The sequence below is a fragment of the Roseburia sp. 1XD42-69 genome, assembly GCF_003612565.1.
Taxonomy (GTDB): Bacteria; Bacillota; Clostridia; order Lachnospirales; family Lachnospiraceae; genus Roseburia_B.
Genome location: NZ_RAZG01000005.1, coordinates 17,015 through 40,320 on the forward strand (window position 1 = coordinate 17,015; position 23,306 = coordinate 40,320).

Below are 23,306 nucleotides of genomic sequence, written 5' to 3' on the forward strand. Positions count from 1 at the left end.
GTTCCACCTGTTTACAGTTTTCTGATTTACTGGTATGATAAATTATTAAAGATATATTCACAAGTATTCGTTTTCTGAAAGGAAGCACAGATATGACCAATACGATACATCTGCCAAAGAGCCATCCCCCTGACCCTAATTTTAAACGCATCGTGGAGGGCAGACAGGAAAAAGTATCCTATCCCAAAGATTCCTCGGTACGGTTGTGGGTCAACCGGGAATTTGAAAATTATCCTGACCACTGGCATAATGCCGTGGAGATGATTATGCCTGTAGACGGCGGCTACCATGCGGCTATCGGCAGCCGCTCTTATTCCTTAAGCACAGGGGATATCCTTATCATCCCTGCGGGGGAACTCCACGCCCTCACCGCCCCGAAGGAGGGCGTGCGGCTGATTCTGCTGTTTGAACTGGCGCCGCTTTCCGAAATGCACAATTTTCCCAATTTACTTCCCCTCCTATCCTTTCCGCTGCACTTTTGCGCCTTGGAGCAGGACGGGTTTTATCTTACCTTAAAAAACCTGATACTTGGGATATACAATGAATATATGGGAGGCGATGCTTTCAGTGAGTTTAAAATTTACGCTTCCATACTGCAGCTATGTGCGGAAATAGGCAGAAAACATATGGAAAACAGTCTGGAATTTTCCGATCTGGCACCCAACAAGCAGTCAGAGTATATCAATAAATTCCACACCGTATTCCAGTATATCAACGCCCATTACATGGAGCCTTTGACCCTGGAACAAGCCTCCAAAGTGGCATGTTTTTCCAAGTATCATTTTTCCAGGCTTTTTAAACAGTACACTGGCACAACCTTTTATGATTATTTAACCTTAAGAAGAATACGCAGAGCAGAAGAACTTTTGTCCACATCCGGGTACTCGGTCACAGACGTGGCCCTTGCGTCAGGCTTTTCCAGTATCGCCACCTTTAACCGCACCTTTAAAAAGCTAAAGGGCTGCACTCCCACGGAATACTGTTCCCTGTGCCGCCTGGACAACCGGAGACACTGAAAACTTCCTGCCTATCCTGCCTGCTTACGAATCTTCTGTGGTAAAGTAGCTTAAATCTTCCTTCACCGCTTTTGACAGTTCCTTTAACTCCGAGGCTGTCTTTAAAAGAGAAACCGTAGCATCCTTTAATTCCTCCATGGAATCATTTGTCTGCTGTGTTGTCGCCGTATTTTCCTGGGCTATGGCGGAGAGGCTGGTCATAATGTCAACCACATGGGCTCCTGCCCTGCCGCATGTCTCAGCCTGCTCTAATACGCCTTTCATTCCGCTGCCAACAGATAAAATTCCGCCCTCCACTGTGTAAAATCTGTCTTTTGTCTCGGCCAGTTTCTGCTTCTGATCCATTATCATTTCTGTAACTTCACTAATGGACTGTACCGTCTGCCTGGACTCTTCCGACAGGGACAGTATGATTTCATTAATATTCCCGGCGGATGAATTGGTCTGCTCCGCCAGTTTTTGGATTTCGCTTGCCACCACCGCAAATCCCTTTCCTGCCTCTCCGGCCCTTGCCGCCTCTATACTGGCATTCAGGGACAATAAATTTGTCTGGCTTGCAATCTCTGCAATGAGATCAACCACTTCCTGGATTTTTACTACAGATGCGTTTGTCTTATGTATCTGATCCGATATTTTCATAAACGCCTGGGCGGTTCTGTCGCTTGTACCGCTTAACTCCTGGATGATTTTTGCAGCCTGGCTTCCCTTTTCCTTCATGCCCTTTGAGGTAAGGGATAATTCATTTACGCTCTCGCCGATTTGCAGCATCCCCTCCTGCATACCCGACACCTGCAGGGAGGAATTTGACACATCCTCGGCCTGAACCTCCGCCCCTTTTGCGATTTCATCCAGCGCTGCGCCCACAATCTCCGCCGCTCCTTTTGTCCTGTCCGCTTTCCTTTCCAGTTTTCCCCCTGTCTCTGCCAGATCTGCGGAAATTTCCTGGAGATGGCTGATGCTTCCCTCCAGCTTATCGAAAAACACATTCAGGCTTTTGCCAAACTGGGAAAATTCGTCATTCCCCTCCGCCTCTATCCTGACGGATATCCGGCCCTGGGTGATTTTATCCAGCGTCTTTTTAAAAAGCATCACCTTTTTATCCATGCCGCTTCCTATCAGCACAGTCATGCCAACCAGCACAATTGCCGCAATTATAAGCACAAACACACTGACTCTAAAGGCGGAAACTTGTACGTCTTCCATATCCTTTGAAGCCATATTTTTCACAAGGGAGCACAACTCTGTAAGTTCATTGTTTAATAAAACATTCTCAGCCTTTTTTGCAAGGATTTTATCGTCTATTTCCAGCATCTGACGAAAAAGCTCCTTTTGCGCCTGAAGTTTTAAAAGGGAATCCTTTACAAGTTGTTCGCCTTCTGTGTACAGCGGAATGTTTTCTTCTATCTCTGCCGTCAGGGCTTCTATTTTTCCCCGGCTCTCCTCCACATCTTTGCCTTCCACCACCAGCTTGCTGTACTGGCTGATGCCGCTTTCAAGGGTGTTAAGACTGCCCTCAAAGCCATAGACCCCGGAATAGGAACCGCCGTACTTGTAGTCAAAAGTCATCTCTGTGGGCTCCAGGTACAGGGTATATTCTATGTCGGAATAATTTTGGGGCTCGTATTCTTTTATGGGAATCTGCACTGCAAACTCCTCCCAGCACTGGTTAGCGGCGTTAAAGTTACAGCCGATGCGTATGGCAGGGGCAGCAGGAAATGTGGTGATTTCACTGTCCACATAGGCAAGGCCGGAACCCTGGGGAGCCGATATCCCAGATATGTCCACCTGGACGCAATCTCCCCCTTTTACCAGTTTTATGTCTGTAATGTAACAGTTTTTATCATAGGTAAGGGTTCCCCCCACCCGGAATGCCAAAAAGTCCCGCTTTACGCTTTCCGGTATGGGGCCTTTGTAAACCGCCTTTATATATTCTTTGCCGTCAATTTCCACTCTCTCGCCGGTGGTCCACATATGGGCGTCTATCCACTTTATCTCCAGCCAGTCCTGCTTATCAATCAGGTCCGAAAAACTCTCGGAAAGCCCGCTGTCCCCTTCCAGGTACTGGCCGTACAAACCCTTTTCCCCGTCAAATCCCCGGCTGGCGCTGAGACTGCTTATCTCACTGTAGTTTGCCGAAAGCCCCGCCAGATCTTTAAGAATTTTGTCCACATCCCCTTCATATCTGGAATCTGTCAGACCCCGCAGCGCCTGTGCCTTTGATGTCATCTGTGAAAGATTGCCAAGGATGCTGTCCAGATACCCCTGGTCAATATAATACTGATACTGAGTTTCCAGCGCAATGTTTTTCACCTGAAGTACATCCAGGTCACTGACAATAGACTCTATTTCGCTGTTGCCGCTGTTTCTGTCCAGGGAATGAATGCCTAACACTCCGATGCCTACTGCCACAATAAGGGAAAAAATACCAATAAGCGCTATTTTGCTTTTAATAGTTTGAAACACCTTCCCGCTGTGTTTCTTTTTTCTTTTTTTCATATCCCTTCTCCTGTTATCCTATGGTAAAATTGATGAAATCAAAGCGCTGGGCTGCAGGCCTATTCGGCAATATTTAGGTTTTTCCCTTTTAACCCCAGGAATGTCCCTTCCCCATGCCCTCCTTCTGCATGCCCTATGAGCCATTTGTTTACAGCCGCTAAAAGTGCGTCCTCATTTGGCGCAGAGCCGTCAGCAGCCACTGCAGTATGTTTTTCCCTCAGCGGCCCATTGGTTCCTCTGGGAAGTACAACTGCCACTAAAAATCCCTTTCCCTCTACGCCGCAGGGCGCATAGTGGAGCGTGTCGGCATACAATTCCACCCCTGTTCCCCCAGGAAGGAAGAAGGCTTGTGCCTTTGCCGTGTCATAGGTGAAATCCTCGTTTACATCCTGCTGCCGCCCCAGAATCAGGACAGTATCTGTGGCGGCTACGTTTACCTCTGAACTTCTGTGATATTCCAGTCCGTTTAAATATGTATTATGCCCGTTGCAGTATCCGATTTGAATGGGCATCTCCCCGTAAAAAACAGCGGAAAGTTCTTTCATCACCGGCAGTTTTTCCAATTCCAAAACGCTGGGTTCATAGACTACCCCTTCCGGCATTGGCATATCCTTCATCTTTTCCACCAGTTCCCGAAAATCAACATTTCGGATTACCCTTCCGTATTTATGAAATTCTTCAGATTCCACTTTTAAAATTTCCATGCCGCACCTCCTATTTTACGAAAGGATTCTCTGTGGCATAGGGAAGGTTTGCGGGACGGTTGTAATCCAAATCCTCCACCGGCACTCCGAGATACTTAAATACCTCAAACAGTTCCCTGCCGTAATGTCCAAAAGCAACTGCGCCATGATGGGGATAGTTTTTCTCAATCAGCACATGGCGGTAGAACCTGCCCATCTCCTGAATGGCAAATACGCCGATGGATCCAAAAGAGCGCGTTGCCACCGGAAGGATTTCTCCCTGGGCCATGTAAGCCCGAAGCTTGCAGTCCGCTGTGGACTGGAGACGGAAAAATGTAATATCTCCAGGTATAATGTCTCCCTCTAAGGTTCCGTTTGTCACCTCTTCCGGAAGGCTTCTTGCCATAATCATCTGGTTTTTCATCTCATGTCCTGACAGTTTTCCGGAACAGGTATTCCCGCAGTGGAATCCCATAAAGGTATCTGTATGCCTGTAATCAAACCTGCCTTTTATAGATTCTTCATACATATCCCCAGGTACGGAATTGTTGATATCTAACAGGGTGACGGCATCCTGGCTGACACAGGTACCGATAAACTCACTTAACGCCCCGAAAATGTCCACTTCACAGGATACCGGAATCCCACGCCCGGTGAGACGGCTGTTTACATAACATGGTACAAATCCAAACTGGGTTTGGAAAGCAGGCCAGCACTTTCCGGCGATTGCCACATACTCTCTGTATCCCTTATGCTCCTCTATCCAGTCAAGAAGGGTCAGTTCATACTGGGCAAGCTTGTTAAGTATCTGTGGCTTTTTGTTTCCGGCTCCAAGCTCTTTTTCCATATCCGCCACAACCTCAGCAATCCTCTCGTCATTGTCATGCTTGTGGAATGCCTCAAAGAGGTCAAGTTCTGAATTTTCCTCTATTTCCACATTTAAGTTATAGAGCTGTTTGATGGGGGCGTTGCATGCCAGAAAATTCTGCGGCCTTGGGCCGAATGTGATGATTTTTAAATTGGACAGCCCTATAATGGCTCTTGCTATGGGCAGAAACCCGTGAATCATATCTGCGCAGCTTTCCGCATCCCCCACGGGATATTCCGGTATATAGGCCCCTGTATTTCTCAGTTTTAAGTTATAGCTTGCGTTTAACATACCACAGTAAGCGTCGCCTCTGCCCTGGCAGAGATTGCCCTGTGTCTCCTCCGCTGCTGCCACAAACATTTTCGGCCCCTCAAAATGCTTGGCCAAAAGCGTCTCGGCAATCTCCGGGCCAAAGTTCCCAAGATAGACGCAAAGGGCGTTGCACCCTGCTTTTTTAATATCCTCAAGAGCCTTAACCATGTCAATCTCGCTCTCCACAATGCAGATAGGACATTCATAAATATCCTCTTTGTCATATTTCCTGCCATAGGCTTTTACTACTTCCTGCCGCCTTCCTGTTGATAAGGACTCCGGAAAGCAGTCCCTGCTCACTGCCACGATGCCGATTTTTACTTTTGGAATGTTGTTCATACTAAAATCCTCCTGTTTTTTACATTTTTTGAAACCCCTGTTCAGCCATGGGGCTATAATAGTTTCCCAAACAATGCTTTGCATGCCGGGTAGATATTTTTATACTGCTGATAACGTGCCTCATATTTTGCCGCAAGCTCTGAATCCGGCAAAACGGTATCTTTTATCTTTACTGTTTTTTCCGCCGCCTCTTTTACATCGGCAAACTCCCCGCATGCCACTGCTGCCAGCATGGCCCCGCCCAGCGCGGCGCCTTCTTCAGTTTCCAGAATATCCAGTTTGATATTCAGCACATTAGCAATGATTTTTTTCCACAACGGGCTTTTTGCCCCGCCGCCGCATATTTTTGCACGCTCTATTTGTATCCCAAGGGATTTTGCCACCTCAAAGGAGTCCCTTAAGGCAAAAGCTACTCCCTCTAAAACAGCCTGGGTCATTTCTGGCCGCCCGGTATCCATTGTCATACCGATAAAAACTCCCCTGGCATCCGGGTCGTTGTAAGGAGAACGCTCCCCCATAAGATAGGGCAGATAATACACATGGTTCTCCCCTAAATCTGCAATTCCCTCCTGCTCTTTGCCGTAATCCGTGACACCGATAATCCCGTCCATCCACCACTTGTTGCAGGATGCTGCGGAGAGCATACAGCCCATAAGATGATATGCACCACCGGCGTCGCAAAAGGCATGCAGGGCGTTGTTTTTATCCACCCGGAAACTGCCGGAGGAAATAAATATGGTACCGCTTGTCCCAAGAGAAATGGTACAGCTCCCGTCTCCCACAGTTCCTGTGGCAACTGCGGAAGCCGCATTGTCCCCTGCCCCTGCTGCAACTTTTACATTCTCTCCCATTCCAAGATCCTGTGCAATTTCCCGGCGCAGAACGCCCACACATTCATAACTTTCGTAAAGTTTTGGCAGCATACTTTCCGAAATCCCGCAGATACCGCACATTTCCTTTGACCACTGGCGTTTTTTTACATCCAAAAGGAGCATTCCCGATGCGTCCGACACATCTGTGGCATGCACTCCAGTCAGCCGATACGAAAGGTAATCTTTTGGAAGCATAATCTTATCTATTCTGGCAAAATTCTCAGGCTCGTTCTTTTTCACCCACAAAAGCTTGGGTGCTGTAAATCCCGTAAATGCTATATTTGCCGTATACCCGGAAAGGGCTTCCTTCCCGATGCCATTGTTTAAATATTCACACTCTTCCTTTGTCCTGCCGTCATTCCACAGAATGGCGGGCCGGATAATGCAATCCTCTTTATCAAGAATCACCAGGCCGTGCATCTGGCCCCCAAAACTGATTCCCGCCACCTCTTTTCCGTCAAATCCCGTAAGCAGCTCCTTTATCCCGGCAATAGTTTCCCGGTACCAGTCCTCCGGATCCTGCTCCGACCATCCGGGCTTTGGAAAATACAGAGGATATTCCCTTGTCACTGTATTTTTCACCTCTCCCTCCCCGTCCATCAGCAAAAGCTTCACCGAGGATGTCCCCAAATCAATTCCTACGTAAAACATATCCTGCCTCCCAAGTATGATAATTCATCCATTTCATCCATGGCCAAACCAGGGATGAAATGGACGCCTGTATGTTATATCCCTATTATACTTGTACATATTCCCCAATACATCTTAGATATTGCTATATTTTTTTCACATATTGCCCGATTGCAGACAGGGATAATTTTCTCAAAGGAGATATAAAAAAATCCCGGAGGTTCTGCTTACCCCCATGTTAGGAACTGTGCTCAAATAGCTTGTGCTTGTAAGAGTATTTATGCACTGTTTTTTAGAACAGACGAAACCCCAGTCCCCAGACAGTTTCAATATACTCACAGTCAGAAATATTTTTCAGCTTCCTGCGGATATTGCTGATATGCACATTGACGGTTTTGTCCTCCCCTATATAATATTCTTCCCATGCATACTCGTAGAGTTCATTTTTTGAAAAAACCTTCTGGGGATACTTTAAAAATAATTCCATAATCCGGTATTCCCTTGCCGTCAAAGAAACAGGCTTTTGGGACACAAACAGCTGTTTTTTTTCCAAATCCAGACGCAAATCCCTATGCTGAAGGCTCATCTTTTGTCCCGTCCCTTCCCCCCTGTTTCTAAGCTGCACCAAAACTCTTGCCCTTAACTCCTTTAACTCAAAAGGTTTTGTCATATAATCATCCGCCCCCAGGGTCAAAAGGTCAACCTTTGTATCCAGCTCGTCCTTGGCCGAGAGCACAATAACAGGAATGCTGCTCTCCTTCCGCACTTCCCCAAGCAGAGTTTCCCCCATTTTCCCTGGAAGCATCAAATCTAGTATGATAAGGTCAAAAGACCGGCTCTTTAACAAAAGTTCCGCTTCCGTCCCGGAAAAGGCGCTGACGCAGGAATACCCTTCCTTCGACAAATCCAGATTTATCATCTCATTTATTTTACTGTCATCTTCCACAATCAGAATGCTTTTCATTGGCTGTTTCCCCCTGCAATGTTTCCTTTTCCTCATATTATATCCTATCCTGTTTTTGGGGACAATGCATTTTCCGGAATGTAACGGGATGTTTTGTCTTTCTTGAATTATTTAGATTTTATATTACAAAAAAGCATATAATATACTGTAGACTTTATCTTTGGTGTGTGTTATACTTTCTTAAAGAGGAGGCGAGGGTATATGGATAATAAAGAATTGTTAACGGCTATTTCCGATTTCATGGATCAGAAGATTGATTGCCTGGAAAAAAGAATGGACCAAAGAATTGATTCCCTGGAAGAAGGGATGGACCAAAAAATTGATTCCCTGGAAGAAAGGATGGATCAAAAAATTGATTCCCTGGAAGAAAGGATGGATCAAAAAATTGATTCCCTGGAAGAAAGGATGGACCAAAAAATTGATTCCCTGGAAGAAAGGATGGATCAAAAAATTGATTCCCTGGAAGAAAGGATGGACCAAAAGATTGATTCCCTGGAAGAAAGGATGGATCAAAAGATTGATTCCCTAAGAAACGATTTGGAAAAGAAAATAGAAAACAGTGAGAAAAATTTAAAGCGGGAACTGGTCAAAAGCGAAAACTTGATTTTAAAAGAGGTTGACGATGTTCACAGGCTTCTAATCGAACATGACAAAGACCACACAAAGCATATTGCGTAATACTGTTAATTGCTGATATTCAATAATGTTACAGTCAAAGAACTGTACAACAACCATAATTTTACCCAAAGTCAAAATGAGTTTCTTATACAATATTGCCATACAATTTCCGTGGATAATTTGATATAATATTGAAATATAGATAATTTTTTTACTGACTACTACGGGGAAAGGACGCTTATGGGCACGGAATCACTTCATACATCAACTGTATATAAATCAGCTCTTGCGGTAAATATTGCTTTTCTTGCGGTTCACGTTTGCTTTTTCATCTGTTTCGCTCTTTTGCATATTACGGTTATGGCTGTTGTAAATGTGTTTAGCATTTCCACCTACATTATTACACTTTTTTTACTGCACAAGGAAAGGATATTGCTTTTTGCCTATACTACATATATAGAAGTATTCATCCATATGAGTCTTGCCACCATCTGCCTGGGATGGAACTGCGGATTCCAAATCTGCTTCCTTGGAATGGTTATTCTTGTTTTTTATGTGGAATATATTCTGATGTCTACAAAAAACAGCACCTTTTACGGTGCAAGGCTTGCCATGGGTTATTTTCTGGCTTACATCGTATGTGCCGTTGTCACACATGTGATTCCGCCATTTTATGTAATCAGTGAAAGTATGGAGTTTATTATAATGCTGGCTGTTTCCTCCGCCACATTTTCTCTCTGTATCTTTTTTATGTCCCTTTTGGTGTACCTGACTATGCGCTCCACCAGAAACCTGTCCCACACGGCTCAGACAGATGCCCTGACAGGACTGCCTAACCGGCATTATCTTACTAATAATCTAAAAAAGATTTACATAAACCCGGAGATGAAGGATTACTGGATTACCATTGCAGACATTGACAATTTCAAATCCATTAACGATACATACGGCCACAACTGTGGAGACTATGTTTTAAAAACCATCTCAGAGCTTTTACAGAAACATTGTAAAAAAGCGGGAATTACCCCCTGCCGCTGGGGCGGTGAGGAATTCGTGCTCTTTGGCTCTGTAGGCAACAACCGCCAGGCACAACTGACGTTTTTAGAAGACATCCGAAAAGAAATTGAACAATATCCCTTTCAATATGGCGAACAGAATTTCCGCCTGACAATTACCTTAGGCACGGCTCTGTGCAATATTGAACAGGATTTAGATCAGTGGGTAAATCTGGCTGACAAAAAATTGTATGTAGGAAAGTACAGCGGAAAAAATAAAGTAGTGTTCTAGTTTAACTATGACTTTTTTCAGGATTATTTAATCTATCTATCTCTTTTATTTTCCGCTTTTTTTCATACATTTTTTTATCTGCCCGTTTTGCAATCTGGTATACATCCTTGTCCCCTTCTCTGTATTGTTCAAAACCGCTGGCAATTCTTCCATAAAAAACTTTATCCTCTCCCTTTATCCTGACTTCGATTTTCTCATCCTCTAAAACCCTGGAAATTTCCTGAATTTTTTCCCTGGTCATATCCCTGGTCAATACACAGAATTCATCCCCCCCGATGCGGTAAACCCTCACCTTTTTTTCAAACAGCTCATTGACAAAAGTCGCCGCACGGATAATATAATTATCACCCAGCTGATGCCCCATATTGTCATTGCACCATTTCAGATTATTCAAATCCATCACAAAAACCTGGGCATGTTCCAATTCCTCCTGGTCATACTGGGCAATTTTCCTGGAATAGGCAGTTCTATTCCACACCCCTGTAAGGGCGTCCGTAAAAGCAAGCTTATGGTACAATTCCGCCTCTTTTCCCTTGCTGGTCAAGTCGGCAATTTCCCTGGTAAACATGTAGCACAAAATCACAATGTATGCCAGGAAACATACCCGGCCAATCACATTTGCACTTCCTTTGGTAATGTAATAAATAACCAGGTCAAAGACAAACCCAAAAATAATTAAAATAAGGCTTAACACATTTATTTTCATTTCTTTTGTCAAAACACCCTGCCTTGCCTCTTTTACAGCCATATAAATGACCACAAACATAAAAAAGATACAGGTTACATGCATTCCCCACAGCGTCTCTTTATAATCATAAATCTGAAACACTTGGAGCAGCGTGGTTCCCACAATATCCGTCAGACTCATAAAACAGCACACTTTCCAGATTACGTGATCCTTATCGGCAAACATGTCTCTGGTAAAAAGAATAAAAGGCGGAACCATAAGCATCAGCGACAGATATGCCAGATATGTGGAAAACAAACTCTTCCCAAAAACCATCGACAGGCAGGAACTTTCGTTGGAGGACCAGATGCCCAAAAATGCAGCAAATGTCCCTAAGTGCATAAGTGTTACAACACTTTTGCCCACATCCCCTCTTCTCTTTATAATAATGCAGTAAATCAATATCACCACTCCCACCATGATAGTCAAAAAGCATATCATAAGGGAAGGCAGCTCACGAAAGAGCACCTTTTTCATTATGCTGTATTTTGAACCGTCGTAAATATCCGGCACCCTGTGTTTATTCTGGTCATAGGGAGAACTTAAATCAATTGTTATAATGCTCCCAATATGCGTACCCTTTACGGCTACAAAATTCCACCCGCTGCCCGGAGTTTTTCCAAAAGGATTTTCCGGGATGGAAACTTCATACACCACATTCTTCCCAATCGTCACCCGCACATTCTGGTGAACCGTATAAAAAGCAATATATCTGTCCCTGACATCGGAAGAATCAATCACCCCCTGCATAGACGCCCCTGTTTCCCCCAATGACACATTATATTCCATCTGCTTTACAGATTCTTCCGGCTCATACGCAACATTTACATTCCTGTGGAATCCAATTATAATACAAAACAATAGTATTATGGAAACTGCACATACCATGAGATATATTCTGCGAATATTTTTCATCTGGCCTCTCCTCTTACGCAGTTTTGCTGCTACAACATCTTTCTCTTTTTTAGTACCAAAAGCGCCAATATACAGATTGCTCCTGTGAGCACACAGATAATTAAAAATCCATGAGGCGTATTAGACAGAGGCATCCAGGCATCACTGACATTCATTCCGTATAATCCCGAAATAATCGTGGGAATCGCCATAACAAGCGTAATGCTTGTAAGAAATTTCATCACATTATTCAAACGGTTATTAATAATGGTGGAAACCAACTCCCTTGCCCCATGTATAATATCCCTATATATATTTGTCATCTCAAGGGCCTGCCTGTTCTCCACAATCACATCATCCAACAGGTCTTTATCCTCGGTATACTGTTTGATTCTCTCATAACGGGTTAAGCGCTCCAATACAATTTTATTGGCGCTCAAAGACGTGGCGAAATACACCAGATTCGTCTCCAGTTCGTGCAGAGTAATCAAATCCTTATCCTCAGTGGTCTCCGTACCGATTCTCTTCTCTATTTCACTCCTCTTTTTGTCAATGACCCGAAGCAGGGACTGATAGAGATTTGTGGTTCGCAGCAAAATCTGATACACAAACCGAATTTTTTTCTTTGTGCTGAATCCCCGCATACGGTTATTATAAAAATAATTTAAAATCACTGTGTCCTCACTGCATACGGTGATAATAGCATCCCCCACCAGCAAAATACCCAGCGGTATGGTCGTGTAGGCTCTCTGTTCGTTTCGCATCTCCTCACAGGGAATGTCCACCAAAATCAGGGTGTACCCGTCCTCCATCTGCACACGGGAACTCTCCTCCTCGTCCAACGCCGCCCGAAGGTCGGAAATATCAATATCATAGTGCCCCGCCACCTCCATCAGCTCGTCCATGGTGGGGGAAATCAAATGCACCCATACATCCGGTTCATATATAAACATCTGTGAAAGCACTCCGTTGTCTGTCTTATATATTGTCTTCATAACTGGTCTCCATTTTTATCCCAGAAATTACCTGCCACATAAATCATGGCAGTATATTATCATTTGACATTATGGGTTATTATATCACATTAGAAAGGAAATTTGAAGTTTTCTTTTTCCATATCCTGTGATATAATGGTTTTTAAGAATTCAAAGGAGAAATCATAGATATCTTTGTTCCTTTGGCGAAAATCAGAATATTTGAGAAGGAAACCTGTATGAATACAAACGAATCAGCAGAAAATTATTTAGAAACCATCCTTGTATTAAGTCAAAGACTCCCAGTTGTCCGCTCTGTGGACATTGCCACAGAAATGAATTTTAAAAAATCCAGCATCAGCGTTGCCATGAAAAACCTTAGGGAAAAAGGCCATATCACCGTAAGTGATGCAGGATTTATCTCATTGACAGAATCCGGACAAAAGATAGCAGACATGATTTACGAACGCCACACCTTTATCTCCAACTGGCTGATTTCCCTTGGCATCGATGAAAAAACTGCTGTGGAAGATGCCTGCCGCATGGAACATGTCATCAGCCCGGAAAGTTTTGCCGCCATAAAGAAATATGTTACCAATTCCTAAAAACAAAGGTGTAAAGTCCATGGCAGTTAGGATTCTGCACCTTTTATAAGCCCTGTTACCAGAACCAGTATTTCTTCTTTACCCCAATATAAACAAAGACCAGCCCAAGAAGCACAACAGCCGTTACAAGAACCACCGCAAATTTCACCATCCCATTCCCAAGTTTCTTTTCCGTAATCAGATACTTTCCCGCACTGTCCAGCTTTAACAGATGCATCTCCTTCTGATCCAACAGTTCATACTTCCCTTTGGAGGAATTATAAAGATACAGATACTCCCCGGACACGGTTTTTTCTTCCAATTGAAGGGTAATCCTGCCACAGATATTCTGCTCTCTGTTCACGCAGAAACTTGTGCCTTTTTCCTCTTCTTTAAACTCGATATCCGTATAAAACTCATTGCTCCAGTTTGATATGTCTTTCCCATCTATCTGCAAAAGATAACCGTCCCCATGCAGGGTTAAAACTTTCCCGTTTTCATAGAGATACCGCAGCATGTCTGAGGAAACCAGGGGGCAGTCTTTTACAGAAACTTCCGTACCGTATTCTGTCTGGGTTTTCCCGGCGCTTTCCTGCTGCTCTGGCTCCTGTGTCCTGCCCTCCAGATTTACGATTACCATGACCGCCGTACTGGTATCGCTGTTTTTTACAAGCACCGTCCCGCTTCCGGATTTTTTGGCAGTGACAAGGCCGCCTCCGGTGACAGATATAATGTCCGGGTTTTCACTTTCGTAGGTTATGCCCTGGTCTGCTGTTGCCGGAAGTACCTTTGCGGAAAGCTGAAAAGTATCCCCCTCTTTCAGCACCAGATATGTGGTGTTCATTTCAATTTTGGCAGTTGCATATTTTACGGTCAAATCCACACTTTTGGAAACATTTCCTGCGGAAACCGTAATGGTAACTTTTCCCGCCCCGATGCCTTTTACTTCCCCGGAGGAATTGACGGTGGCAATTTTTTCATCGGAGGAACGGTATGTCACCGTAGTGTCCGTGGCGTTTGCCGGAAGCACAGTGACAGATAAATTCATGGTCTTGTCCACTTCCAGTTCATCTTCATGGTCGGAAATCTCTATGTCCTTTACTGGAATCTTCTCATTCTCGTCCTTTGCCGCTATTACTTTTAAGGAAAATTTCTTCTTCACCTTTCCGCAGCTTACGGTAATGTCTGCCTTTCCAATGGCAATCCCCGTAACCCTGCCGATTTCATTGACAGTGGCAATCTTTGTGTCGCTGGATTTATAAGTTACACTCTGCTCCCCTGCATCCGTTGGAATCGGTGTCACGCTCAAAAGCTGGGAAGTCCCCACTTCAATTTCTGCCGGGCAGTCTCCCAGGTCAATATCCCTCACTGCAGTATTTGCCTCAGCTACTGTTAAAGTAAATTTTTTGGATACACCCCCGCAGGCGGCTGTGATTTCCGTTTTACCCTCAGATTGGGCGGTGATTCTCCCCATCTCGTTTATTTCCGCCACAACCGGATTTCCCGAAGAATACGAAACCTTTGTATCCGTGGCATTTTCCGGCAAAATGGTAATTCCTAAAAGCTGTCTCTCCCCCACCTTCATTTCAGACTGGTAATCCCCCAGGTCAATATCCTTAACCGGAACTTCCCCCGACACAACAGTCAGCGTAAATCTCTGGGATATCCCGCCAGAGGAAACGGTGATTTCCGCCATCCCTACATTAAGGGCCGTTATCCTTCCCGCCCCGTTAATCTCCGCCACCCCCGGATTCCCCGAAGAATATGTAATCTTTGTATCTGCCGCTTCCGCCGGGAGAACCGTCACGCTAAGGAGCTGCTTTTCCCCCACTTTCATCTGGGACTGATACTCCCCCAGATCAATCTCCGTCACTGCAGCAGGAACAGGCAGGGCTTCTGTCTCGGATGCTAATGCATATCCTGTGCCTTTAAATATTTGTCCTCCACAGATAAAAACCAACAGGAGGACAGAATAAAGCCGTCTTTTTAACTGCTTATCTTTCCGCATTTGTGTTTCCTTCTCTTTCAAAATAATTTATTATTTATATTTTACGCCCAGCTTTTCTAACACATAGTCAAAATACGTCATCTTGTCATAAATAATTCTGGCTTCAACCGTCATCCCGTTGGACAGGTTCACCTTGTCCCCGGTTTTGGAAACAAGATAATCCATTTCCGGAAGGATGCGGATTTTAAACACCTGGGAACTTCTGTTTTCCCCGCCCTCCATGGTGGTGACATTGCTGTCTATCCGCTGTACCCTTCCGGCAATATTCCCATATATGGTCTGGCTTAAGCCGTTTACCTCTATCTGCACCTCATCCCCCTCATGGATTCGGGCCATGTCCGCCGTACTGATGTAGGCATCCACTACCGTGTCCGCATTTTCCGGAGTAATGGTTGCCACCGGGGATGCGGTCTGCACCACCATACCTGTCTTGTAATCTGACAGAAGATGCAGCGTTCCTGTGGCGCTGGCTTTTACCTCGTATTCGTTTTTACCATTCCCCACGGCGGATAACTGGGCTTTTGCGGATTCCAGCTGGTTTTCCAATTCCTTTCTGGCATTTTCCGCCGTCTGCAGTGCAGTGTAATATAGCTCCGACTTCTTACTCTGGGCTTTTACCAGTTCGCTTTCAATCTGTTCATCGGTGTAGCCGTAGGATTTGTACATGGTGGTGTCTACCTCATTTTGTGCCACCTGTGCCTTGTAATTTTCAAACATACTGTAATACAGGCTGTCCTTATTTTCCCCGGCATCAAAGTAATTGGTGTCCTCTTTGATGGATTTTATCAGCTTGTCGTACTGGGCAATCTGCTCCTCATAATTCTCCTGGCTGTCTGCAAGCTGTTCCTCCTGCAGGTCGAAATCCAGGCTTTTTACCACAAAAAGAACGTCTCCTTTTTGTACCAGCTTTCCCTCCTCCATATAGGACTTGGCAATCTCCCCGGTAAAAGATGGCATCACATAGTTGGAATCCGAACTGGTAATGCTTCCCTCCGCCCTGACCATGTAGGCTTTGTGGGCAAATGTGCTCCATACCGTTATGCCTGCCATGGTAAAAAAGACGATAAGCACCAGCATATATCCAAAGGGAGGTATTTCCTTGTCAAACATAATGCGGCTGTCTTTTAAATCTTCTAATGTTTTTGCCTGAGCGCTCATATGATTTCTCCTGTTTAATTGATATTCTTCAATGAGATTATATTATATAATCTAAGAATTTTAAATTGACAAAAAATAGTTCTGCCCACCAGAAATGTCATTCCAAATACAATTCCAAATGATGCCCCAACGAAAACATCCGGCTCATTAACAAAAATGTAAAACAACAGCGCAGAAACACTTATTCCCAGACAGAAAATACTTACCCATATCACCAAAAACGTCTTCTTCCAGATTTTAAAATGTTCCTCTGGTATAAAATAACTATAATGTATCGTACCTGTCACCTTCAGGTTTTTGTCTATCACCACATCTTTTTCTATCTCTTCAATCATAAGCGCAAGAGGAATTTTGATATCATGTATATCCGGCAATAACATACTGAGTACCGATGCACATAAAATCAGCCACGGAGGGCTCTGAAATGTTCCATTCATACAAATTATTTTATTCTGATACCTGCTGCATACATAATTTTCCGCCTCACATTTAACCATGCCACGCATTCCTCCTATTTCAAATAAACAAATTTGCCTATAAACACGGGAGAATTAACTTTCTAGTTAAATTCTCCCATGCTTTTCCGATTATATCTTTACTCTTCCGTCAAGCTTCCTATCAGTTGCATAATCTGCAATTAAAGAAACCATTCCACCTACTGATGTCAAACACCATGCATTACTAAATAACAGTTTTCCAATCATTCCGTTACTAATGTTGATGGAAACGCCAATACCCATTTGTACAATTTTTCTAAACGCTCCAGACAAATGATTTAAATAGGTTTTTACCAAAGCCTTTGCTGCACACTTCCCCATAAATTTTACAGGTGCTAAATACGGACATATTGCAAGTGCAATAACATCCACTGCAACAGCTACCCATGACCTTGAAATTGTTCTTCCACCTTCTAAATAGAGCATCTCTTCTTCACTCATCACTGCATAACTGCTGGGCATCACAAGTGCCCCGTCATAACACATCTCCATTGCGTGTTACCTTCTTTTTCTTTTTTAATTCTCACACATTGTTTGCAACCAATGTCTGAATTTATGTAAATGCATATTACATACTTTTTAAGAATTTTTCTTCGGCACAAACACATCCGCTACAATCGTTCCCTCTTCTTCATTTTCATCCACAAAAACAGTGTAGCTTTCCCCTTCTAACTCTATGTCATTTTCAAATGCCTCCACGTTTATTTTGTCATAGGCAATTTTTAACTGCTCCTCCGGCCCCATATAGCGACAGTACATACAGTCCGTGACACGAAGCACCGATTCCATGGAATAGGGTTTTTCCACAGAATTAATAAAATGATTGCATTGAAGCATAAGGATAATTTCCATATCCAACTCTTCCTCTTCATTGACAAATGTCCTTGTCTGCTGTATCAGCGGGCCAATCTGCACGGCTCCTTTTACTTTTATGTAGGACTGCATTTTTTCCACTAGAACGGCCAAATCCATATCCTGATTTTCCAAATCAATTTTGCTTTTTAATACATTCTGTAATTTCAGTATTTTGCTTGTGTTAAATTGTAATTTTCCCATGATTTTTCTCCTTATTCTGTATCTTTAAAAACACATTCCTATAATTCGTAAATGTACTGTAAAATTGATACTTTCTAAAAAAACTGCAGTCTTTCAACACATCTTCCTTCGTTAAAACCAGCAGTTTAAGATAGGAATCAAAATGCAGAAAACTCTGATTTTGCTGCCGATGCAAATCTTCCAAATATCCCTTTATAACATTTTTTAACCCAATCTCATCTTCCACTAATGCATAATATAAGCACATTTTCATTATGCTTAATTTTGTATCTGCTATTTCCATGTGATGCATATAATCCTCTAAAGATTTTAAAAAACATTTTTCATATATCATGTCCTGTATTTTATCCGGATACGGAAATTCCCTGTCTGCACATTTTGCAACATACATATGCAAAACAGCCTCCAGGTAAAAGAGCTCAAAATCTTCCTTAAAATCCGTACACATTTGGATTTCCAAAAGCCTGTATAATTCATGTTCTGCGGATGTATACAGCAAAACAAACCTTGCCAGATACACTTCCGCATATCCCTCTTCCATATATTTTTTCCTGACAAAGTACCCGTGGTAAGAATCCGTTTTCAGCCATCCGGCCATAATTACCGTGATGAAACTTAAAAACCCCGATATGCTGAACCAGATATTTTTTCCTGTCGTCCATAGGACGGTATACAAACTCCAAAAAACTAACTGCCCTGCAAAATTAGCTTTCTGCCCCTTTAAACACTGTTTCGTAAGCTTATCTTTATCTAATGCCCTGCTGTCATCCAAAAAAAATTTGGAAGGATAAAAATAATTTGCCATTTGAAACAAATTGTAAAATAAATGCGGATTTTTCCCTCTGTGAATCACAAATGGAAAAAATCCTCCATTAAACACAAAAGGAAAAAACAAAACCGGGCTGTCTCCCAGACCTTCTTTTTTATAATAAATATGCGCTGATAAATGTCCCACAAAAAAAGAAACATTCCACAACATCACATAAAAGAGCATCTGTTCCAGACTTATTGCCATTATCATCCCAAACGTTAAAGCATCTTCTTTTGTAAACAAATCAGAATAGACTGAAATGCATATGGCACCGTAGGCTAAAAAGCAGGAAATCTCAATCTTTCTTTTCATTTTTATTCTTCATAAGATATCTTAATATCCATTCCTTCCGGTAAATATTGTGCATCTATTATCTTTTCGTATTTAATATCCGTAAAACCATTGCAAAACTGTAATTCCACATATGCAAATTTCTTTTGCTCCCTGTCCGCCAAGGCATAGATAAAACCATAGTCCCGATTTGTATATACCGCACACAATTCATAGGGGAAATTTTTTATCCCATAGGGGTAGGGTTCTTCTGCCGAACCCAGTTCTTTCAAACGCTGATATTCTTTTTCAAAAAACTCCTCATCACAGGTATATACCAAATATCCTAGATAGCAAGGATCCCATGGATTGTAGTAATAATAGCAGAAATCCTCTATTTCGCATAATTTCTCATCTATAGAATCTGGAAAAATATCATTATAAAGATCAAAGTTTTCTTTATACTTTCCATCTTTCCCTATGTATTCCTGATATTTGCCAATATCTTCTGTCCTGTCCCTGCTGTCATACATCCAAAATCCTATAAATCCCAGAATCAGCAAAAAGAACACACCAATGACCAATCCCGCTATTTTTATGCCAAATTTTATATCTGCTTTCATTAAATACCTCCACTTATAATATATATTTCTAATTTTAAGGTTTAATTTCTTTTTTTGCTTACGTTAAGAGAAGTTTCTCTTTACAAATCTAGCAGTAAAGAGAAACTTTTTATAATCTAAAAAATCATCTTATATTAAACATAGGAAGGACAATTATTCCAGATAGCAGCATAAACACCTCTGCGATACCACTTATTCCCACCATCTTCAATATTAATCTTACCTGCACGTCTTTTTACCTCTCTGATAATTCCATTGTCAATTCCTGCTGAAATTGCGGCCGATGACATATAAAACATTACAGCATGTGCAAAAATTTCTTTTGCAATATTTAAAGCACTCATACCTTTTACTAGTTTGGCACCCTTTAATGCATTCCCCTTCGTTTTGCAAAAATTCTTATTCAAATATTGCCTTTTCATTTTTAGTTCTACTGTACCTCCCTCCACATACGTCATCTCATCCTCGCTCATCACTGCATAACTACTGGGCATCACAAGTGTCCCATCATAACACATCTCCATTTCGTGTTACCTCCTTCTTATTTTTTCTTGTTTTTAGTTACTGACATACGCCGTCTGCAGTCGGCATATGCATTTATGTAAATGTACACTACATACCGCAATTAAGTATAACTAATCACATCTTCCATATTTTCAGGAATCTCCATCACACTTTTTCTTTCCACAGCCTTCTCTTCCTTTACTGTAAAATTTCCCTGTTGCATCTCCCACAACTGGTAATACTTTCCTTTCTTTGCCAGCAGTTCCTCATGATTCCCCTGCTCCACTACCTTACCCTGGTACATTACAATAATATTGTCACAGTTTTTCACGGTGGCAAGCCTGTGGGCCACAATCAGCATACTCTTATCCCGAAGCTTGTTGTAAATCATGTCAAAAATAATATTCTCCGTGGCAAAGTCCAGATTGCTGGTGCTCTCATCTAAAATATAGAATTCATTTTTCTTTAAAAATGCCCTGGCCAGGGCAATCCTCTGTTTTTCCCCGCCGCTTAGGCCGTTTCCCGCCTCCTCCAGAAACGTATAATACTGCATAGGCAGTTTTCGGATAAACTCATGGGCGTCCGCCGCCTTTGCCGCCTCCTTCACTTCTTCTAAAGTGGCACTCATCCGGCTGACCCTGATATTGTCGTAAATGCTTTTGGAAAACAGCTCTATGCTCTGGGGCACATAGGAAACTGCCCTTCTCAAAGATTTATTGCTGATTTCGCTGATGTCCACGCCGTCCATGGTAATGCAACCCTGTTCCGGCTCATAGTATTTTAACAGAAGCTTTGCGATGGTGGTCTTTCCGCTTCCGCTGGCTCCCACCAACGCCACTTTTTTCCCTTTGGGAATCACAAAGCTCACATCATCTAAGGCAGGCTTCCGGTTCCCGTACCGGAAAGTCACATGTTTTACCTCTATATCTCCCTGAACAGCTTTGATATCCTCATACATATTTTCCTGGGACAAAGGCTGTTCCTCTTCATAGTCCAGAATTTCCGAAAAACGCTTCATGGAAATATTGGCCTCCTGCAAAGATAACTGCAGGCTTACCAGATTTCCCACAGGCTCCATAAAATACCCCGCCAGGGTGTTAAAGGCCATAAAGCTTCCGATGGTAATATTTCCCTTTAACACTTCCATAATCCCAAAATACATAAGGATAAGGTTTCCACCGGAGGAAATCAACTCCGATATTACCCCCTGAACATTGGAGAGCATCCCCTCTTTATAGCTGATGCGCAGGGAACGTATATATTCCTTTTCAATCTGGTCTAACTCCACTTCTTCATTGGCATTTCCTTTTATGGTTTCCACCGCCCGAAGTCCCTCAATAATCTGGGAATTTAACACTGCCGACTGTTGCATCTCTTCTTCGTTAATCTTTTTGTAGGGCTGTTTAAAAATAAATACCAGCAGGATACTTACAATGGTCATAAAAATAATAATGGCAAACAGGGAACCGTTCATACGAAACAAAATTACCCCGGTAATTAAGGCCATGCCGATATCCAATATCAGCGTCAAAGCGATATTGGTAAACACATCCTTTATGGTAAAGGCGTCGGAAAACCTTGTGGTAATATCCCCTGTTTTCCTGGTGGAAAAGAATTTCATGGGAAGATTGTAGATATGCTTGAAATAGCCAAGCATCAATGGAATATCAATTTTTATGGAAAGATGCATCATCATCCACTGCCGCACAAAACTGACCACCACCTGTGTAATGTTGATGCCCAAAAATACAATAATCACAAGCTTTAGCACATTTTCCTGTCTGTAGGGAAGTATCTCGTCAAAGAGCACGTTATTGAAAATCGAAGATACGATCCCAAGCAGCGTCATGAGAAGAGACGCCAAAATCCCGTAAGCAAACAGCTTTGTCTGGGGCTTTAACAGGGCAAGATATCTGTCTAAGATTTTCCCACCCTTTATTTTTCCTGTCTCAAATTCCTGGTTGGGCAGCAGAATCAGCATGGCCCCGGTAAACCCCTTGTAGAATTCATCCACGGTCATCCGAAGCAAATCTTTTGCCGGATCTCCCACTACCACATATTTCTCTGAAATCTTAAAAACTACAACAAAATGCGTCATGCCCTCTTTTGTAACCACATTGGCAATGGCAGGCAGGGTATACTTGCTTAAAAAACCCTCCCTGTCTACCCGGACTGCCTGTGAGGTAAATCCCAAAGTCTCTGCACACTTGCTTAACCCCAAAAGGTTTGTCCCCTTTAAGTCCGTTCCCATCAGGTCACGGAGTTTGGTAATGGTAGTTTCCTTTCGGTAGTGCAGACAGACCATGGCAAGGCATGCGGCTGCACAATCTGTGGCATCATGCTGCTGTACAAATGTGTATCGCATGTTTTTTCTCCTGCATAGTTTATTTTCTTTTCTTTAAGATTTTTCTCCAAAAGTCACTTATACTATCTTTTGGATTATTTCCCCTATCTCCTCCATCAACAGTTTTCATCTCTTGCTTTGACAAAATTACAGAATTATCCGGCAATTTAATTTCTCTTTTCATTCAAAATCTCCTTTTCTTTTGATATCTTTACTTTACCATTTTTTATATGAAATGCAATATTCATGTGGCATTTGGTAGGAATTCCGTGTTATTTGGTAATTTCTATTCCCCTCCTGCGTACGATTTTAGCAATTATATTCATAATGAAGATTTTTCATAAGCCTATGTCTATTATAAATAATTTCTATTTTCTTTTTCATATTTTAATATTATAATAACTATATGCAAGGAGGATCTGAAATGGACTTGATAAGAATTTATTTTGATATAATGTATAATGTATTTTCATTTTTTACTATTGAACTTTTTGCACAATATCAGCTAAAAACGTACAATTCTTTTAATAAAAAAAAACTGCGTATTTATTACCTAATTTATTATATACTGTATTCTATTCCTGCTAATCTACCAAAAATTTTTACATATTTAGATTTGTGTGTTATTTTTTTATACTTTTATCTGACAGGAAAAAAAGAGGCGAAACACTGTATTTGGATTTTTCTCAAATATGAATTATATGTATTAATTGTTTTAAGTATATTAATCATTTCTCACACATATATTATTAACGACTTTTATTTCTTGGA

General features: G+C 42.4%; 21 protein-coding genes. 4 read left to right on the forward strand and 17 right to left on the reverse strand.

What is annotated here, in order from left to right; translation table 11 throughout:
• The first annotated feature begins 92 nt into the window (after positions 1-92).
• Entirely contained in the window at positions 93-1,016 is a 924-nt protein-coding gene (locus D7Y06_RS03690; protein ID WP_120406487.1) for an AraC family transcriptional regulator, read from the forward strand.
• A gap of 24 nt (positions 1,017-1,040) precedes the next feature.
• Here D7Y06_RS03690 and D7Y06_RS03695 read toward each other — a convergent pair whose 3' ends face one another.
• From D7Y06_RS03695 to D7Y06_RS03715, 5 genes are all read right to left on the reverse strand, one after another.
• The gene (locus tag D7Y06_RS03695; protein WP_120406488.1) at positions 1,041-3,512 is read right to left on the reverse strand and encodes a methyl-accepting chemotaxis protein; all 2,472 of its coding nucleotides are present in this window, start codon (positions 3,510-3,512) and stop codon (positions 1,041-1,043) included.
• A 59-nt stretch (positions 3,513-3,571) separates the two neighbouring features.
• Positions 3,572-4,216 carry a DUF4867 family protein gene (locus D7Y06_RS03700; protein ID WP_120406489.1) on the reverse strand — a complete coding sequence of 215 codons (645 nt, stop codon included), beginning with the start codon at positions 4,214-4,216 and terminating at the stop codon, positions 3,572-3,574.
• Positions 4,217-4,226: 10 nt separating this feature from the next.
• On the reverse strand, positions 4,227-5,714 hold the full coding sequence (locus D7Y06_RS03705; RefSeq protein ID WP_120406490.1) for an L-fucose/L-arabinose isomerase family protein: 1,488 nt from the start codon (positions 5,712-5,714) through the stop codon (positions 4,227-4,229).
• Positions 5,715-5,767: 53 nt separating this feature from the next.
• Positions 5,768-7,237 carry a xylulokinase gene (gene xylB / locus D7Y06_RS03710; protein WP_120406491.1) on the reverse strand — a complete coding sequence of 490 codons (1,470 nt, stop codon included), beginning with the start codon at positions 7,235-7,237 and terminating at the stop codon, positions 5,768-5,770.
• Positions 7,238-7,508: 271 nt separating this feature from the next.
• On the reverse strand, positions 7,509-8,180 hold the full coding sequence (locus D7Y06_RS03715) for a response regulator transcription factor (protein ID WP_120406591.1): 672 nt from the start codon (positions 8,178-8,180) through the stop codon (positions 7,509-7,511).
• Between the two features lie 201 nt (positions 8,181-8,381).
• On the opposite strand from D7Y06_RS03715, the gene D7Y06_RS03720 reads away from it, so the two are divergent.
• Both D7Y06_RS03720 and D7Y06_RS03725 read left to right on the forward strand, forming a co-directional pair.
• Positions 8,382-8,858 (forward strand): hypothetical protein, encoded by a 477-nt coding sequence (locus D7Y06_RS03720; RefSeq protein WP_120406492.1) that lies wholly within the window; start codon positions 8,382-8,384, stop codon positions 8,856-8,858.
• Between the two features lie 180 nt (positions 8,859-9,038).
• A complete protein-coding gene (locus tag D7Y06_RS03725; RefSeq protein WP_120406493.1) occupies positions 9,039-10,085 on the forward strand; it encodes a GGDEF domain-containing protein in 1,047 nt (348 codons plus the stop codon).
• A 1-nt stretch (position 10,086) separates the two neighbouring features.
• Here the strand turns inward: D7Y06_RS03725 and D7Y06_RS03730 are convergent, their stop codons facing one another.
• A complete protein-coding gene (locus tag D7Y06_RS03730) occupies positions 10,087-11,727 on the reverse strand; it encodes a GGDEF domain-containing protein (RefSeq protein ID WP_120406494.1) in 1,641 nt (546 codons plus the stop codon).
• Between the two features lie 29 nt (positions 11,728-11,756).
• Positions 11,757-12,701, reverse strand: coding sequence for a magnesium transporter CorA family protein (locus D7Y06_RS03735; RefSeq protein WP_120406495.1), 945 nt, complete (start codon positions 12,699-12,701; stop codon positions 11,757-11,759).
• Positions 12,702-12,919: 218 nt separating this feature from the next.
• On the opposite strand from D7Y06_RS03735, the gene D7Y06_RS03740 reads away from it, so the two are divergent.
• Positions 12,920-13,285: a metal-dependent transcriptional regulator gene (locus D7Y06_RS03740; RefSeq protein ID WP_120406592.1), complete on the forward strand. Its 366-nt coding sequence runs from the start codon at positions 12,920-12,922 to the stop codon at positions 13,283-13,285.
• Positions 13,286-13,340: 55 nt separating this feature from the next.
• Here D7Y06_RS03740 and D7Y06_RS03745 read toward each other — a convergent pair whose 3' ends face one another.
• The 10 genes from D7Y06_RS03745 to D7Y06_RS25825 all read right to left on the reverse strand — a co-directional run bounded on the left by D7Y06_RS03745 (position 13,341) and on the right by D7Y06_RS25825 (position 22,719).
• On the reverse strand, positions 13,341-15,272 hold the full coding sequence (locus D7Y06_RS03745; RefSeq protein ID WP_120406496.1) for an Ig-like domain-containing protein: 1,932 nt from the start codon (positions 15,270-15,272) through the stop codon (positions 13,341-13,343).
• Positions 15,273-15,302: 30 nt separating this feature from the next.
• Positions 15,303-16,430: an HlyD family efflux transporter periplasmic adaptor subunit gene (locus tag D7Y06_RS03750; protein WP_120406497.1), complete on the reverse strand. Its 1,128-nt coding sequence runs from the start codon at positions 16,428-16,430 to the stop codon at positions 15,303-15,305.
• 14 nt (positions 16,431-16,444) lie between these two features.
• On the reverse strand, positions 16,445-16,927 hold the full coding sequence (locus D7Y06_RS03755; protein WP_120406498.1) for a hypothetical protein: 483 nt from the start codon (positions 16,925-16,927) through the stop codon (positions 16,445-16,447).
• 90 nt (positions 16,928-17,017) lie between these two features.
• Positions 17,018-17,419, reverse strand: a complete 402-nt coding sequence (locus D7Y06_RS03760; RefSeq protein WP_120406499.1) for a hypothetical protein — start codon at positions 17,417-17,419, stop codon at positions 17,018-17,020.
• An 87-nt stretch (positions 17,420-17,506) separates the two neighbouring features.
• Positions 17,507-17,983 (reverse strand): hypothetical protein, encoded by a 477-nt coding sequence (locus tag D7Y06_RS03765; RefSeq protein ID WP_120406500.1) that lies wholly within the window; start codon positions 17,981-17,983, stop codon positions 17,507-17,509.
• Entirely contained in the window at positions 17,964-19,106 is a 1,143-nt protein-coding gene (locus D7Y06_RS03770) for a hypothetical protein (protein ID WP_120406501.1), read from the reverse strand. The genes D7Y06_RS03765 and D7Y06_RS03770 overlap by 20 nt, the downstream gene beginning before the upstream one ends.
• 2 nt (positions 19,107-19,108) lie before the next feature.
• The gene (locus D7Y06_RS03775) at positions 19,109-19,687 is read right to left on the reverse strand and encodes a hypothetical protein (protein ID WP_120406502.1); all 579 of its coding nucleotides are present in this window, start codon (positions 19,685-19,687) and stop codon (positions 19,109-19,111) included.
• A gap of 134 nt (positions 19,688-19,821) precedes the next feature.
• Positions 19,822-20,211 carry a hypothetical protein gene (locus D7Y06_RS03780; protein WP_120406503.1) on the reverse strand — a complete coding sequence of 130 codons (390 nt, stop codon included), beginning with the start codon at positions 20,209-20,211 and terminating at the stop codon, positions 19,822-19,824.
• 101 nt (positions 20,212-20,312) lie between these two features.
• Complete coding sequence (locus D7Y06_RS03785) at positions 20,313-22,556, reverse strand: peptidase domain-containing ABC transporter (protein ID WP_120406504.1); 2,244 nt, start codon at positions 22,554-22,556, stop codon at positions 20,313-20,315.
• Between the two features lie 19 nt (positions 22,557-22,575).
• Entirely contained in the window at positions 22,576-22,719 is a 144-nt protein-coding gene (locus tag D7Y06_RS25825; RefSeq protein ID WP_158591215.1) for a hypothetical protein, read from the reverse strand.
• Positions 22,720-23,306: the final 587 nt, after the last annotated feature.